General features: G+C 72.2%; 14 protein-coding genes. 6 read left to right on the forward strand and 8 right to left on the reverse strand.

From position 1 onward, the window contains the following. The first annotated feature begins 31 nt into the window (after nucleotides 1–31). Entirely contained in the window at nucleotides 32–520 is a 489-nt protein-coding gene (locus VC184_RS14115; protein WP_323986681.1) for a SprT-like domain-containing protein, read from the forward strand. 89 nt (nucleotides 521–609) lie between these two features. Here VC184_RS14115 and VC184_RS14120 read toward each other — a convergent pair whose 3' ends face one another. After that, nucleotides 610–1,257 (reverse strand): 2-phosphosulfolactate phosphatase, encoded by a 648-nt coding sequence (locus VC184_RS14120; protein WP_282501566.1) that lies wholly within the window; start codon nucleotides 1,255–1,257, stop codon nucleotides 610–612. Between the two features lie 32 nt (nucleotides 1,258–1,289). Here VC184_RS14120 and VC184_RS14125 point away from each other — a divergent pair, with 32 nt between their 5' ends. Both VC184_RS14125 and VC184_RS14130 read left to right on the forward strand, forming a co-directional pair. Further along, a complete protein-coding gene (locus VC184_RS14125) occupies nucleotides 1,290–1,820 on the forward strand; it encodes a hypothetical protein (protein WP_112617768.1) in 531 nt (176 codons plus the stop codon). 7 nt (nucleotides 1,821–1,827) lie between these two features. After that, entirely contained in the window at nucleotides 1,828–2,382 is a 555-nt protein-coding gene (locus tag VC184_RS14130; RefSeq protein ID WP_282501567.1) for a GNAT family N-acetyltransferase, read from the forward strand. Between the two features lie 34 nt (nucleotides 2,383–2,416). On the opposite strand, the gene VC184_RS14135 is transcribed toward VC184_RS14130, so the two are convergent. From VC184_RS14135 to VC184_RS14155, 5 genes are all read right to left on the reverse strand, one after another. After that, nucleotides 2,417–3,907 (reverse strand): ABC transporter permease, encoded by a 1,491-nt coding sequence (locus VC184_RS14135; protein WP_112617767.1) that lies wholly within the window; start codon nucleotides 3,905–3,907, stop codon nucleotides 2,417–2,419. Next, nucleotides 3,904–4,665, reverse strand: a complete 762-nt coding sequence (locus tag VC184_RS14140) for an ABC transporter ATP-binding protein (RefSeq protein WP_114588824.1) — start codon at nucleotides 4,663–4,665, stop codon at nucleotides 3,904–3,906. Before VC184_RS14140 ends, VC184_RS14135 begins: the two co-directional genes overlap by 4 nt. 95 nt (nucleotides 4,666–4,760) lie before the next feature. Then, a complete protein-coding gene (locus VC184_RS14145) occupies nucleotides 4,761–5,417 on the reverse strand; it encodes a response regulator (RefSeq protein ID WP_112617765.1) in 657 nt (218 codons plus the stop codon). Continuing rightward, nucleotides 5,414–6,610 carry a histidine kinase gene (locus VC184_RS14150; protein WP_274179238.1) on the reverse strand — a complete coding sequence of 399 codons (1,197 nt, stop codon included), beginning with the start codon at nucleotides 6,608–6,610 and terminating at the stop codon, nucleotides 5,414–5,416. Before VC184_RS14150 ends, VC184_RS14145 begins: the two co-directional genes overlap by 4 nt. Nucleotides 6,611–6,682: 72 nt before the next feature. Beyond that, a complete protein-coding gene (locus VC184_RS14155; RefSeq protein ID WP_274179239.1) occupies nucleotides 6,683–7,669 on the reverse strand; it encodes a diacylglycerol/lipid kinase family protein in 987 nt (328 codons plus the stop codon). A 190-nt stretch (nucleotides 7,670–7,859) separates the two neighbouring features. Here VC184_RS14155 and soxR point away from each other — a divergent pair, with 190 nt between their 5' ends. Next, complete coding sequence (gene soxR / locus VC184_RS14160) at nucleotides 7,860–8,342, forward strand: redox-sensitive transcriptional activator SoxR (protein WP_114588822.1); 483 nt, start codon at nucleotides 7,860–7,862, stop codon at nucleotides 8,340–8,342. On the opposite strand, the gene VC184_RS14165 is transcribed toward soxR, so the two are convergent. Next, nucleotides 8,337–9,209, reverse strand: a complete 873-nt coding sequence (locus VC184_RS14165) for a transketolase family protein (RefSeq protein WP_323986684.1) — start codon at nucleotides 9,207–9,209, stop codon at nucleotides 8,337–8,339. The two genes, soxR and VC184_RS14165, sit on opposite strands and share 6 nt — an antisense overlap. Beyond that, the gene (locus VC184_RS14170; protein ID WP_323986686.1) at nucleotides 9,209–9,892 is read right to left on the reverse strand and encodes a thiamine pyrophosphate-dependent enzyme; all 684 of its coding nucleotides are present in this window, start codon (nucleotides 9,890–9,892) and stop codon (nucleotides 9,209–9,211) included. The genes VC184_RS14165 and VC184_RS14170 overlap by 1 nt, the downstream gene beginning before the upstream one ends. Before the next feature lie 248 nt (nucleotides 9,893–10,140). Between VC184_RS14170 and VC184_RS14175 the strand changes: the two genes are divergently transcribed. Continuing rightward, nucleotides 10,141–11,628, forward strand: coding sequence for a DUF6421 family protein (locus VC184_RS14175; protein ID WP_282501569.1), 1,488 nt, complete (start codon nucleotides 10,141–10,143; stop codon nucleotides 11,626–11,628). A gap of 47 nt (nucleotides 11,629–11,675) precedes the next feature. Next, on the forward strand, nucleotides 11,676–12,803 hold the full coding sequence (locus tag VC184_RS14180; RefSeq protein WP_323986688.1) for a threonine aldolase family protein: 1,128 nt from the start codon (nucleotides 11,676–11,678) through the stop codon (nucleotides 12,801–12,803). Nucleotides 12,804–12,871 lie beyond the last annotated feature (68 nt).

Here is a 12,871-nt window from a genome sequence, read left to right on the forward strand (position 1 = left end):
GCTGTCTCACCCCGCGCGTAGCGTCGACCGTATGAGTGATCTCGATCGGGTCCGGGTCTGGGCCGAGGCGCTGATCTCAGCGCACCTCGACGACTCGTGGACGTTCCGGTTCGACAACGCCAAGCGCCGCGCGGGCCAGTGCGACGACACGCGCCGGTGCATCAGCGTCTCGCGATACCTCGCGGCGCGGTTCGACGACGACGAGAACCACCAGACCCTGTTGCACGAAGTCGCCCATGCGATCGCCGGACCGGCCGCCGGCCACGGTCGCGACTGGCTGCGCACGGCCCGCGAGCTCGGGTACGTCGGCGGCACGACCCATCGCGGCGAGACGGCCGTCGAGCTGGCGCCCTGGGTCGGCCACTGCCCTGCCGGCCACGTGGCCTACCGTCACCGGCGCCCGACCCGCGCCGCGTCGTGCCGGATGTGCGCGTCGTCGTACGACGAGCGCTTCCTCTTCCGGTGGGTGCGCCGCGAGATCTCCTCGGCCGACCGTCGCGCCGCCGCGACCCCGCGCTGACCCGCTGCACCAACTCCTCAATCTCGGCCGCCGAGCCGTCGGATCCGGCCGCTGCGGGCTCGAACCTCGCGGATTCTGAGGAGTTGGCGTCAGGCGGCGGTGAAGACGCCGCCGCGGAGGAGCGGGGCGACCTCGTCGACGCCGATCTGCGCGGCGGCGAGCGCGTCGTCGCGCAGCCCGCGCTCGAGCAGCTCTTGCCCCGAGCCGCTCGCCGTCAGCAGGTGACGCACCGCGCCGCCCAACCCGCGGAACGACTCGCACGCCGCAGCCGCCTCGGGTGAGGTGTGGTCGATCCCGAGCCGCGAGAGCGCGTCGACGACGGCACCCGCGCCGAGCAGATCCTCCACCGCGAACCGGAGCTCCGTCTCGCCCTCCGGGCCGGCGAGCTCACCGGCCGCGATCACCGCGATGCTCGTACGGGCTCCGCGCCGCTGCTGCTCCGCGAGCACGGCGGCGGCCACGGCGTCGGCGTTGCGCAGGCAGCCGAGCAGAACCACCGAGTCGGATGCCGCGCCGGCGATGGCCGCACCGTTGCGCGAGACCGCAAGCGCGGCCTCATCCAGCGCGACGGTATCCCCCGCGGCCACCCGGGCGGAGACGGTCGACGAGAAGCGCAGCACATCGACCACGACGACGACATCGGCGGGCGCCACCCGGCGAAGGCCGGCGACCCCCCAGTCGAAACGAACCTGATACCGGGACTGGTCGAACGGCGAGGATGCGGCGGGCGACGGCATCCGATCAGCCTACGACGGGGCAGACTGGGCTCATGCGCATCCTCCAGAAGCTCGTGCTCGACTGCGACGCCGACGCCGCCTGGCGTGCCCTGCACTCCCCCCGCGCACTCGCGGAGCTCTACGCACCGCTCATGGGGCTCGCGCCTCTCGCCGCCGAGGGCATGCCGACCTCGCTCGAGCCGGGCGCCGACGTACCGGTGCAGCTGTCGGCTCTCGGCGTGCCGGTCGGCCGGCAGCTGATCCATGTGTCGGACCGCGCGGTCGAAGAGCGGCGGCCCGGCGCGACGGACGCGTCGACGGTGCGGATCCTGCGCGACAGCGGCATCCCGCTGACCGGGCCCCTCTCGGTGCTCGACGTCTGGGACCACCAGATGGCGGTGTCGCCCGCACCCGGCGACCCCACCCGCACGCTCTGGCGCGAGCGCCTGGTCATCGGAGGCCTCGCCGCGCCGGCGCTGTGGCCGATGCTCTGGGCGACGTGGCAGTGGCGGTCGACGCGCCTGCGGCAGGTTGCGCCGACCTGGGCCTACGACCCTGAAGACGATTCCGCGCCCGCATCGTGACCGCGTCGTGACCGCGGTCGCCGTGCGGCGGGCGGTGCCCGCAGACGCCGCGGCGATCGCGCGCGTGCACGTCCGCGGCTGGCATGAGGCCTACACCGGACGGATGCCGCAGAGCATCCTCGACCGGCTCGATCTCGACCGTCTCACGCGCGTGCGGCGCGAGCTGCTCGGGCACGAGCAGCGTCTCGACGAGCGGGAGTCGTCGGGTGCCGCGAGGCCGAACCACACCGAGCGCACGCACGACCTCGGCCGGACGTGGGTCGCGGTGACGGGCGGGTCGATCGTGGGCTTCGCGGTCAGCGGGTCGTCCCGCGACGACCCTCCCGTCGCGCCTGTCGAGCTGTACGCGATCTACGTGCTCGCCGCCCATCACGGCACCGGCGCGGGGCAGGCGCTGCTGGACGCCGCGCTCGGCGACGAGTCCGCGTCGCTGTGGGTCCTCGCCGACAACCCGCGCGCCCGCGCGTTCTACGCCCGGAACGGGTTCCGCCCCGACGGCGCCGAGAAGGACGACACCAGCTGGGGCGAGAGCATCAGCGAGGTCCGGCTCGTCCGCGAATGAGGGACGAGCCGGACCGGCCGACGACGCAGCCGCGTCACTCGGCGAGCGCCTCCACCGGCGAGACCCGGGTCGCGAGGCGGGTCGGGACGACGGCGGCGACGAGCGTCAGCACGGCGGTGGCGACGACGACCCCGGCGACGGTGAGCCACGGGATGCCCGGCAGCACGAAGGTCGGGGCGAGCCACAGCGGCGGAACCCGCACCGAGCCCAGCAGTGACTGCGCGGCCGCCCAGCCGTAGGCGATGCCGAGGAGCAGGCCGAACACGACCGAGGTGATCGTGATGTGCGCCGCCTCGAACAGGACCATCGAGCGGATCTGACGTCCGGTCAGGCCGAGCGCGCGCAGCAACCCGAGCTCGCGGGTGCGCTGCACGACGCCGATCGTGAGCAGGTTGACGAGGCCGACGGCCGCGATCACGGCAGAGACCCCGACGAGCGCCATCATGACCGCGCTGAACGTGTCGAGCAGACGGGCCATGTCGCCCGACACCTCGCCGCCGCCCGACGCCGCCATGACGCCCTTGACCGACTCGCTGGCGACGGCGAACATCGTGACGAGCGTGACGCCCATGACGACGCCGATCGCCATGCGGCTCGACCGCTCGGGATAGCGCAGCGCGTTCTCGGCCGCGAGCCGGGCCGAGGCCGAGCGGCCGAAGAGCCGGCCCGTCAGGCGGAGCAGCGGCGGCATGACGAGCGTGGCGCCGAGGCTCAGCCCGGTGAACGAGGCGAGCCCGCCGAAGAACGCGACGACCACGCCGAGGGGGGTGACGAAGCCGGCGAGGATGCCGAGCGCGAGCAGCACCGCCCCGACGCCGAACAGCGACACCGCGGTGACGCGACGACGCGTGCGCCCGGCAGCCTCCTCGGCCGTGCGCGGCGCGGATCCTGCCAGCGCGGCGAGCGGCGTGACCTCGAGCACGCGACGCGACCCCGACCACGCGGCGATCCACGTCGTCAGCGCCACGATGAGAGCCGGCGCCAGCAGCACGGGCTGCACGACGTTGTAGTCGACGTTCAGGCCCCACGCTCGCGCGGCGATCTCCTGGAGGCCCAGAGCGCCCGCGGTTCCGCCGACGAGCCCGATCACGGCGCCGATCGCGCCGACGACGAGGCCCTGCCGCGCGATGTGCGACCGCTGCGATCGCGCCGACGCGCCGATGAGGCGCATCAAGGCGATCTGGCGGGTGCGCCCCGCCACGATCGTGGCGAAGGTGTTGGCCGTCACGATCGCGGCGACGTACATCGCGACGGCGACCAGCAGCACGCTGAGGATCGCGACGACGATCACGACGGTCTCACCGCCCGAGAGGAAGGGATCGGCCATGAGCCACGCGCCGATCAGTCCCGTCACCGCGACCAGCAGCACGCCGAACCCGCCCGAGATCGCCGCGACGAGCACTGAGGCGCCCATCCCCCGCTCGCGCAACCACGCCCAGCGCCCGGACGCCGCGGCGGACGGGCCCGACCCGGGTCGTGTGCGCGCCGATGAGGATGCCGCGGACGGCGCCGTCACGGCGGTCATGCCGACACCTCTGCGGCGAGCATGTGGGCCGAGATCTGCTCGGCGCTCTGGCGGGGCTTGTCGGCGACGATGCGGCCGTCGCCGAGGAAGATCACCCGGTCGGCGTGCGAGGCGGCCACGGGGTCGTGGGTGACCATCGCAATGGACTGACCGTGCTCGCGGCTCGCGGTGGCGAGGAGGGCGAGCACCTCGCGCCCCGATCGCGAATCGAGGTTCCCCGTCGGCTCGTCGGCGAAGACGAGGTCGGGCGCCGTCGCGAGAGCGCGGGCGATCGCGACGCGCTGCTGCTGGCCGCCCGACAGCTCGTGCGGACGGTGCCGCAGCCGCGCCCCGAGGCCGAGCGAGTCGACCAGTCCGTCGATGCGCGAACGTTCGAGCGCCGAGGGCGACCGCCCGTCGAGCTCGAACGGGAGGGTGATGTTGCCGATGACATCGAGGGTGGGAACGAGGTTGAACGACTGGAAGACGAAGCCGACGCGGCGGCGCCGCAGGATCGTGAGGTCGAGGTCCGACAGACCCGAGATCTCGGTGTCGCCGATCCACGCGCGACCCGAGGTCGGCGCGTCGAGCCCGGCCATGATGTGCATGAGGGTCGACTTCCCCGAGCCCGAGGGGCCCATGATGGCGGTGAACTCGCCACGACGGATGCCGACCGAGACGCCGTCGAGGGCGCGTACGCCCGATTCGCCGGCTCCGTAGGTCTTGGAGAGGTTCTGGACCCGGGCGGCGAGGCCGAGGTCGGTGGTCGAGATCTGCATGTCTCCGACGCTACGAACCGGGCCGGGCACCCGGCATCGGTCCCTCGTCGCGGGCCTGTACATCTCGCGGATGATCCCTCATCCGCAGCGCGACGTCAGGCGAGCCCGTGCTCGAAGGCGAAGACGACAAGCTGCACGCGATCCCGCAGGGCGAGCTTGGCGAGGATGCGGCTGATGTGGGTCTTCACCGTGGCTTCCGAGAGGAACTCCCGCTGGGCGATCTCGGCGTTCGAGAGGCCGCGCGCGGCCAGACCGAAGATCTCGCGCTCGCGATCGGTCAGCTCCGCGAACGCAGGCGGCACGGGCTTCTGCTCGGGGGCCGCGAACGTCGCGAACAGCTCGCGCGTCGCGGAAGCCGCGATGACCGACGAGCCGGAGTGCACCGTGCGGATCGCGGCGAGGAGGAACTCGGGGTCGGCATCCTTCAGCAGGAAGCCGCTCGCTCCCTGCCGGATCGCCCGCGCCGCTGCCTCGTCGAGGTCGAAGGTCGTCAGCATCACGATGCGCGGCGGAGCGCCGTCGAAGACCGGGTCGTCGAGCAGCTGCGCCGTGGCGGTGAGCCCGTCCATGACCGGCATCCGGATGTCCATCAGGACGACGTCGGGGCGCGTCGCCCGCACGACGCCGATGGCCTCGGCGCCGTCGGACGCCTCGCCGACGACCTCGAGGTCGGGCTGCGAGGCGACGACCATGCGGATGCCGGCGCGGAAGAGCGCCTGGTCGTCGACGAGGACGACCCGGATGGCGCTCACGCGGGGCCGCCGATGGGCAGACTCGCCGCGACGACGAACGCGCCGCCCGTCGGGCCCACCTCGATGCTGCCGCCGATCAGCTGGGCGCGCTCGCGCATGCCGATGAGACCGTGTCCGCCCGTGCGCACCGGGCCGGTGGACTCGTTCACCGGCGAGAGCGGATTGCTCACACGCACCTCCACGCGATCGGGCAGCCAGGACAGGGACACGTCCACGGTACCGCCCGCGCCGTGGCGCATCGCGTTCGTCAGGGCCTCCTGCAGGATGCGGTACACCGCGATCTGCACGGCCGCGGGCGGCTCGCCCGGAGGGGCGGGGTCGACGTCGACGCGCAGGTCGAGACCGGCGGCGCGCACCTGCGCGTACAGCACCTCGAGGTCCGCGACGGTCGGCTGCGGCCCCTCGCCCTCGCTGTGGCGGAGCTGGGTGAGCAGCATCCGCACGTCGGCGAGGGCGGAGCGCGCCGTCGACGAGATCGTCTTCAGCGATTCCGCCGCGGCCGTGGGGTCGGCCGCGGCGGCGTAGCGTGCGCCGTCCGCCTGAGCGATGACGACCGCGAGCGAATGGGCGACGACGTCGTGCATGTCTCGCGCGATGCGATTGCGTTCGAACTCGGCCGTCGCCCGCTCCTCGGCCTTCCGCTGCGCCTCGGCGTTGTCGCGCGCGCGCAGACCGACGCGGACCAGAGCGCCCACGGTCCACGCCAGGAGCAAGCCGAACACCGCCGCGACGAACAGCATCGTGCCCATGACGAGGAAGTACATCAACTCGCCCCCCGACACGGCGATGGAGTATCTCGCCGAGGGGATGAGCAGGTACACGGTGATGGCCAGGGCGCCCCCGATCGAGGAGGCGAACCCGAGCCAGAAGACCCGGTTCGTGCCGTACGCCGCACACGTGTAGAGCACCGCGAAGATGGCGATGTCGACCGGCAGCGGTGGCAGCTGCGCCAGCATCTGGAGGACCGCGCCCACCCAGGCCAGCGCGAGCGCGATCGGCGGCGAGAGCCGGCGCAGCGCGACCGCGGCACCGAACGGGACGACCAGGAGCATCGCGACGAGCGAGGAGAGCGGATCGTCGGGGATGCCCGTGCCGACGACGGCGACCCAGGTCACGAGCAGCATGATCGCCGCGAAGGCGACCGCTACGGCGACGTCGACGTACAGCTGGTAGCGGCGGAGCGGACGGAGCACGCTATGACGGTACGCGAGCGCCACAGGCGCGGCATCCCTCTCGCGATGTATCCGGCGGCGAGCGCGACGAGCTCAGCGCGCGTAGACGCGCAGGCCGTCCGGGATCGCGCGGAGCCGCAGCCGGTAGTCGCCGGTGGGAGTCTCGGCCAGCTCGCCGTCGTGCGCGAGCACCGGCGTCGCCTCGCCGGGCCGGACGGTCAGCTCGATCTCGGAGACGACGGCTCGCTCGAGGTCGGATGCCGGCGGCATGAGCCGCAGCGCGCGCATCACCGCGAGCGTGCGCCGGCCGAAGGCCAAGGAGGTCACCGCCCGCAGCCGCGTGCCGCGGGCATGGTGGAGACGGACGTCGAGCTCAGGCTCGTCGAGGCTCGCTCGACGCATCATCGCGATGCGGCGGGGGTCTCCCCGTCCGATACCCGCGAATACCGACCAGACGACGGCCCGGCGGCCGTCGCGCACGATCGTGATGCGGTGGGCTCCGTGCATCTCGCGCCACGCCGCGATCGCGCCACCCCACCATTTGCCGAGGCTCGTGCGCTTCTCGCGCTCGGCGAGCATCTCGGGATAGGCGCCGAGCGACACGGCATTGAGCACGGTCACGGGATCGCCGTCGTCGATGACCGCCTCGGCGACGACGACGCTGCGCACCGAGCCCGCGTCGTACGCATCGAGCGCCGCCTCGACGGTGTCCACGCCGGCGGCCCGCGCGAAGTGGTTGAAGGTGCCGCCCGGCAGCACGAGCAGCGTCAGGTCGTGACGACGCGCGAGGTGCGCGGCACGCGAGACCGAGCCGTCACCACCGAGCACCGCGAGCACCGTCGGCGCATCGGCGGCCGACATGGCCGACGCGACGATGTCGTCCATCGACGACTCGCCCAGGCTCTCGATCCGCGCCTCGGACAGCCGCCGCCGGATCTCGGGCAGCGGATCGGGCCGGACCACCGACGTGCCCGCTCGGGAGTTCGTGATCACCAGCACGCCGCGCCCGTCGGAGGTGGAGGCGTCTGCTGCGGGCGCGCCGGCTGCGGATTCGGATTCGGCGTGGCGATCAGTGGGCATGGAGTGACGCTAACGCCGCGGAGGCAGCGACGGCGACGGCTTGACAGTCCCGCCCGACCCCGACGGTCAGGGCTGACCGCGATACAACCGTCGGACCCGCGGTGCTGATGAGGCGTGCGAGACGGCCCGAGGCCACAGCAGCCCCACCGACCCGACGGATGTATCGGTGCGTCGTAGAGTCGCAGGCGTGATGCGGTCCAACGATCTCCTGACCATCGGTGAGGTGAGCGCGCGCACCGGTGTGTCCGTCTCCGCGCTGCACTTCTACGAGCGGCACGGACTCATCACGTCGACCCGTTCTGCGGGTAATCAGCGGCGGTTCAGTCGCCACATGCTGCGCCGCATCTCGCTCATCCTCGTGGCCAAGCGACTCGGCATCCCGCTCGCCGAGGTCGCCGAGGCTTTCGCGTCGCTGCCCGCAGAGGCCGAGCCCAGCAGCGAGGACTGGAAGCGGGTCTCGCGGGCGTGGAAGGTGCGTCTCGAGGAACGGCGCGCGGCGATCGAATCGCTCGAGCGCGAACTCGTGGGATGCATCGGCTGCGGCTGCCTCTCGATGCGGTCGTGCGACCTGCTCAACCCCGGCGACGCGCTCGGCGCCGAGGGCAGCGGACCGCGCCGCGTCGCGCCCGCGCTCCGGCACGCGCTCGACGACGACGCAGCCGCTCCGTCATGAGAGCAGGTCGAGGCGTCGCCTGATCCCCGGCGCGTCGAGGCCGTGCAGCCGCGCATGGTCGGCCGGGGTGCCGTATCGGCGCTGTTCACCGACGCCGACCCCGATGTGCTCGACGAGGATGCCGCTGCCGCCGAGCGCCGCACCGACCGCGGCGGCGGTCGTCCCCTCGAGGAAGGGTTCGAGCACGGCCACCCGGTCGAAGGTGGAGCTCAGCGCGCGCAAACCGTCGCGATCGAGCGGCACGGGCGTCGCGGTGTATGCGACCGCGAACCCGTCGCCCGCCGTCGCCTCGAGCGCCGTGTCGAGGAGCGGGCCGATGGCCAGGACCAGCGTGCCCGCGCCCTCGCGCACGAGGTGGATGCGTCCGTCCGTCGGGAATGCCGCCCGGTTCGCCTGCGTCGAGAGCCGGATGTACTGGCGGTCGTCGGTCGTCGCCGCATTCCGGACGAGCGCCTCGACTTCATCCGGGTGCCCCGGCGCGTGCAGCCGCCATCCGGGCAGGGTGCTCAACAGGGCGATGTCGCCGGGGCACTGGTGCGTGCGCCCCGCGGCGGCCGCGTCATAGCTCGCGCCGATCGATACGAGCACCGCCCCGAGATCCTGGTGCGACAGGTCGAGCTTGATCTGCTCGAAGGGCCGCTCGACGAGGAACGGCGCGTAAGTGTGGACGAAAGGACGCAGTCCGGCGAGCGCGAGACCGGCGGCGACCCCGATCATCGCCTGCTCGCGGATCCCGACGTTGACGACACGGTCGGCGGCCGGGGTTCCCGCGGCCAGATCGAGCGGGCCGATGTCGGCGAGCACGAGTGTCGCGCGGTCGTCGGTGGCCAACAGATCTGACATGACGGTGGAGAAGCGGGCGCGCATCAGGATCCCTTCGCAGCGGTACGGACGACGGTGACACGGGGCGCCGCGCCGCGCGTCTCGAGAGCTGCGGCGAGCGCAGCGTGATCGTGCGAGTCGGCCTCGGCGGCATCCCATCCCTCCAGCGCGAACCGGCGTGCGATCCCGCCGGGCCATCCGAGCGACGCGGAGGAGTTGTCGATGACGATGGCGTGCAGCCGGGCGAGGGCGAGGCGGCCTGCGACGGCGATCGCCTCGTGGTTGCTGCCCTCGTCGAGCTCGGCGTCGCCGATCAGGACGAACACGCGGCCGGGAGTGCCGGTGATGTCGAGGCCGCGGGCGAGGCCCACGGCGATCGGCAGTCCGTGCCCGAGCGACCCGGACGAGATCTCGACGGCGGGGATGAGCAGACGGTCGGGGTGGTGACCGAGGGGCGAATCGACGCCCGCGAGATCGTCGAGCCAGCGGTCGGGCATCAGGCCGCGCGTGGCCAGCACGGCGTAGTACGAGGCTGGGCCGTGCCCCTTCGACAGCAGAAAGCGGTCACCGCCCTCGGGGCGGAGTACGCGGTCGTGCAGCACCCACAGCGCATCGAGGGTCGAATGCGCGGCGGCACTGTGCTTCTCGTCGCCGGTCACCCGCGCGAGGCGGTCGAGCAGAGCGGCCGGCAGCCGTTCGGTGAAGGAGTCGGGTTCAGTCATGGTCATGGTTCGAACGGTAAAACCTCAAGCTCAGTTGAGGTCAAGCTCGCGGTGACCGATGCATTCGTCGGACGGCTGGGGCTGCTGTCGCGTCGCGGCGCCGCCGAGACGACACCAGCCCCACCCGCCCGACGGGTGTATCGGCACGGTGCACCGCCACTACCGTCGCCGAAAACCCGGCGCCCGGTTAGGCTGACGCCAACCTGACCACCGCTCCCGCGCGGGAGCCGTACCTCGTAGATCGGAGGTTCCCCATGTCCATCGCTCAGACGCACCCCACCCCCGGTGCCACGAAGACGATCATCGGCGAGCCCGAGGTCGTCGAGGACGGCGGCGCGGTCGACGCCCTGAGCATCGCGCTCGCCGACGGCGTCGAGCACGACCCCGCCTGGATCTCGCTGCGCGACGCTGCGACGGCACTGCAGCAGCTGCAGGCCGCCGACGGCTCGGTGCCCGACCCCGGGGACCATGAGACGGCGCGGCGCCACGTCGCGGCGATCACCGCCGCGATCGGCCGCCTCGCGCCGCGGTTCCCGCACGACGCGGACTATCTCACCGCGTCGATCCGGGACTTCAACAGATGGGCCGCCTCCGATCAACCGGACGGCGCCGCTTCGACGGAGGGGGCATTCGGCGTGCCCGATTTCCTCGACTCGCTTGTGGCGTTCCAGCCGCAGCTCCACCGCGTCGACGGCATCCGCCACCTCGTCGTGTTCCCGATGTACACGCAGAACGGCTCGCGCGACCGGCACGTCGAGGCGCTGCTCGTCGAGGCGATCTGGCCGGAGGAGATCGCGCGCCTCGAGACGATGTATCCGAACCGGCTCTTCGTCTCGCTGCGACTGCTCGACTTCACGGCCGGCTACGACACCGACTCGGCGGTGCTGTTCCCCGAGACCGTCGCGATGCGCGAGATTCCGCCGTTCACGTGGGGGGCGATCTTCCAGGACCGCGAGGCAGCCCGCTACCGCCGGGTCGTGCGCGCCGCATCGGAGATCACGAAGCTCGACCTGCCCGCCGAGGCGGCCGAGATGCTCGACGACCAGGCGCTCACCGAGCGGGCGTTCGTGATGTGGGACCTCATCCACGACCGCACGCACATGCGCGGCGATCTGCCGTTCGATCCGTTCATGATCAAGCAGCGGATGCCGTTCTTCCTGTACTCCCTCGAAGAGCTGCGGTGCGATCTGACGGCGTTCCGCGAGTGCGTCGCGCTCGACCGGCGGCTGAGCACCGAGGCGGATCTCGACCCGGTCGATGCCGAGCTGCTGCGTCTTTCGCGGCTCGTGCAGTACGCCGTGATCTTCGACCGGATCTTCCGGTTCGCGATCACCGGCACGCGCGTGCGCAACTACGACGGACTCGGCGGCCAGCTGCTGTTCGCGTGGCTGCACCGCCGGGGCGTGCTGCACTGGACCGACACCGCGCTCGCCTTCGAATGGGGCGAGGTGCCGGATGCCGTGGTCGCCCTCGGCGACGCGATCGACCGCCTGTACTGGGAATCGATCGACCGCCCGAAGACCGCGCACTGGCTGGCGGCATACGACCTCGTGCGCTCGGTGCTCGAACCGCACCCGGCGTCGGTGTGGGCGCGCGGCCTCCCCGACGACGTCCTCGCGGGTCCGCCGAAGGGCTACACCGATGCGGTGCTGGACGACGAGTTCCCGCTGTCGATGTTCTACGAGGCGCTCGAGAAGAAGATGCGCGACGTGATCGCGTCCACGCGCGGCATCCGCGGCTGACCCGCACACGGGCCCGAGGCCGCGCCCGAGGCTGAAAGGATGAGGTCATGACCTCCCTGCACGACACCTCGGTGCGCGGCTTCGCGTCCGACAACTACTCCGGCATCCACCCGGAGGTCCTCGCGGCGATCACCGCCGCCAACGACGGCCACCAGACCGCCTACGGCTCGGATGTGTACACCGCCCGGCTGCAGGACCTCGTCGGCGAGCACTTCGGCGCGGGCGCCGAGGCCTTTCCGGTCTTCAACGGCACGGGCGCCAACGTCACGGCGCTGCAGTCGATGCTGCCGCGCTGGGGCGCGGTGATCGCCGCGTCGACCGCGCACATCAACGTCGACGAGGGCGGTGCCCCCGAGCGAGTCGGCGGCATCAAGATCCTCAACGTCCCCACCGATGACGGCAAGCTCACCCCCGAGCTCATCGACCGCGAGGCCTGGGGCTGGGGCGACGAGCACCGCGCGCAGCCGCTCGTCGTGTCGATCACCCAGTCGACCGAGCTCGGCACGCTCTACACGCCCGACGAGCTGCGCACGATCGCCGACCACGTGCACGAGCGCGGGATGCGGCTGCACATGGACGGCGCGCGCATCGCCAACGCCGCCGCTGCCCTCGGCCTGCCGCTGCGCGCCATCACGCGCGATGTCGGTGTCGACGTGCTGAGCTTCGGCGGCACGAAGAACGGCGCGATGCTCGGCGAGGCGATCGTCGTGCTCGACCCCGCGGCATCCGAGGGGCTCACCTACCTGCGCAAGCTCAACATGCAGCTGTCGTCGAAGATGCGCTTCGTCTCGGCCCAGCTCGTCGCGCTGCTCGAGAACGACCTGTGGCGCCGCAACGCCGAGCACGCGAACGGGATGGCGCAGCGCCTGCGCTCGGCGGTCGAGGCGGGCATCGCCGACGGCTCGGTGCGGGGCGTGGAGTTCACGCAGCCGACGCAGGCCAACGGTGTCTTCGCGGTGCTGCCCGAGGGCGTCGCCGACCGGCTGCGCGAGTCGTTCCGTTTCTACGATTGGGGCCCCGCCGACGGAGGCTCGGAGGATCGCGCCAGCGATGCTTCGAGTGTCGGTGGGGAGGATGAGGCACGCCGCGAGGTGCGGTGGATGTGCTCGTTCGACACCTCGGCATCCGACGTCGACGCGTTCGTCGCCGAGCTCGCGCGCCTGACGACCGACTGACCACCTCCCGCGTCGGCGGGCATCCACGCGACGCACGACAAGAGCCGCGGCGGGGTCGAACCGGCCGC

This window comes from Microbacterium plantarum, from assembly GCF_035231185.1.
In the GTDB taxonomy this organism is placed as follows: Bacteria; Actinomycetota; Actinomycetes; order Actinomycetales; family Microbacteriaceae; genus Microbacterium; species Microbacterium plantarum.

What these genes read in the sequence shown, in the direction of transcription:
- VC184_RS14115 (WP_323986681.1), top strand. Translation starts at nt 32, where the DNA reads ATGAGTGATCTCGATCGGGTCCGGGTCTGGGCCGAGGCGCTGATCTCA.
- VC184_RS14120 (WP_282501566.1), bottom strand. Translation starts at nt 1,257, where the DNA reads ATGCCGTCGCCCGCCGCATCCTCGCCGTTCGACCAGTCCCGGTATCAG.
- VC184_RS14125 (WP_112617768.1), top strand. Translation starts at nt 1,290, where the DNA reads ATGCGCATCCTCCAGAAGCTCGTGCTCGACTGCGACGCCGACGCCGCC.
- VC184_RS14135 (WP_112617767.1), bottom strand. Translation starts at nt 3,907, where the DNA reads ATGACCGCCGTGACGGCGCCGTCCGCGGCATCCTCATCGGCGCGCACA.
- VC184_RS14140 (WP_114588824.1), bottom strand. Translation starts at nt 4,665, where the DNA reads ATGCAGATCTCGACCACCGACCTCGGCCTCGCCGCCCGGGTCCAGAAC.
- VC184_RS14155 (WP_274179239.1), bottom strand. Translation starts at nt 7,669, where the DNA reads ATGCCCACTGATCGCCACGCCGAATCCGAATCCGCAGCCGGCGCGCCC.
- soxR (WP_114588822.1), top strand. Translation starts at nt 7,860, where the DNA reads ATGCGGTCCAACGATCTCCTGACCATCGGTGAGGTGAGCGCGCGCACC.
- VC184_RS14165 (WP_323986684.1), bottom strand. Translation starts at nt 9,209, where the DNA reads ATGCGCGCCCGCTTCTCCACCGTCATGTCAGATCTGTTGGCCACCGAC.
- VC184_RS14170 (WP_323986686.1), bottom strand. Translation starts at nt 9,892, where the DNA reads ATGACCATGACTGAACCCGACTCCTTCACCGAACGGCTGCCGGCCGCT.
- VC184_RS14175 (WP_282501569.1), top strand. Translation starts at nt 10,141, where the DNA reads ATGTCCATCGCTCAGACGCACCCCACCCCCGGTGCCACGAAGACGATC.
- VC184_RS14180 (WP_323986688.1), top strand. Translation starts at nt 11,676, where the DNA reads ATGACCTCCCTGCACGACACCTCGGTGCGCGGCTTCGCGTCCGACAAC.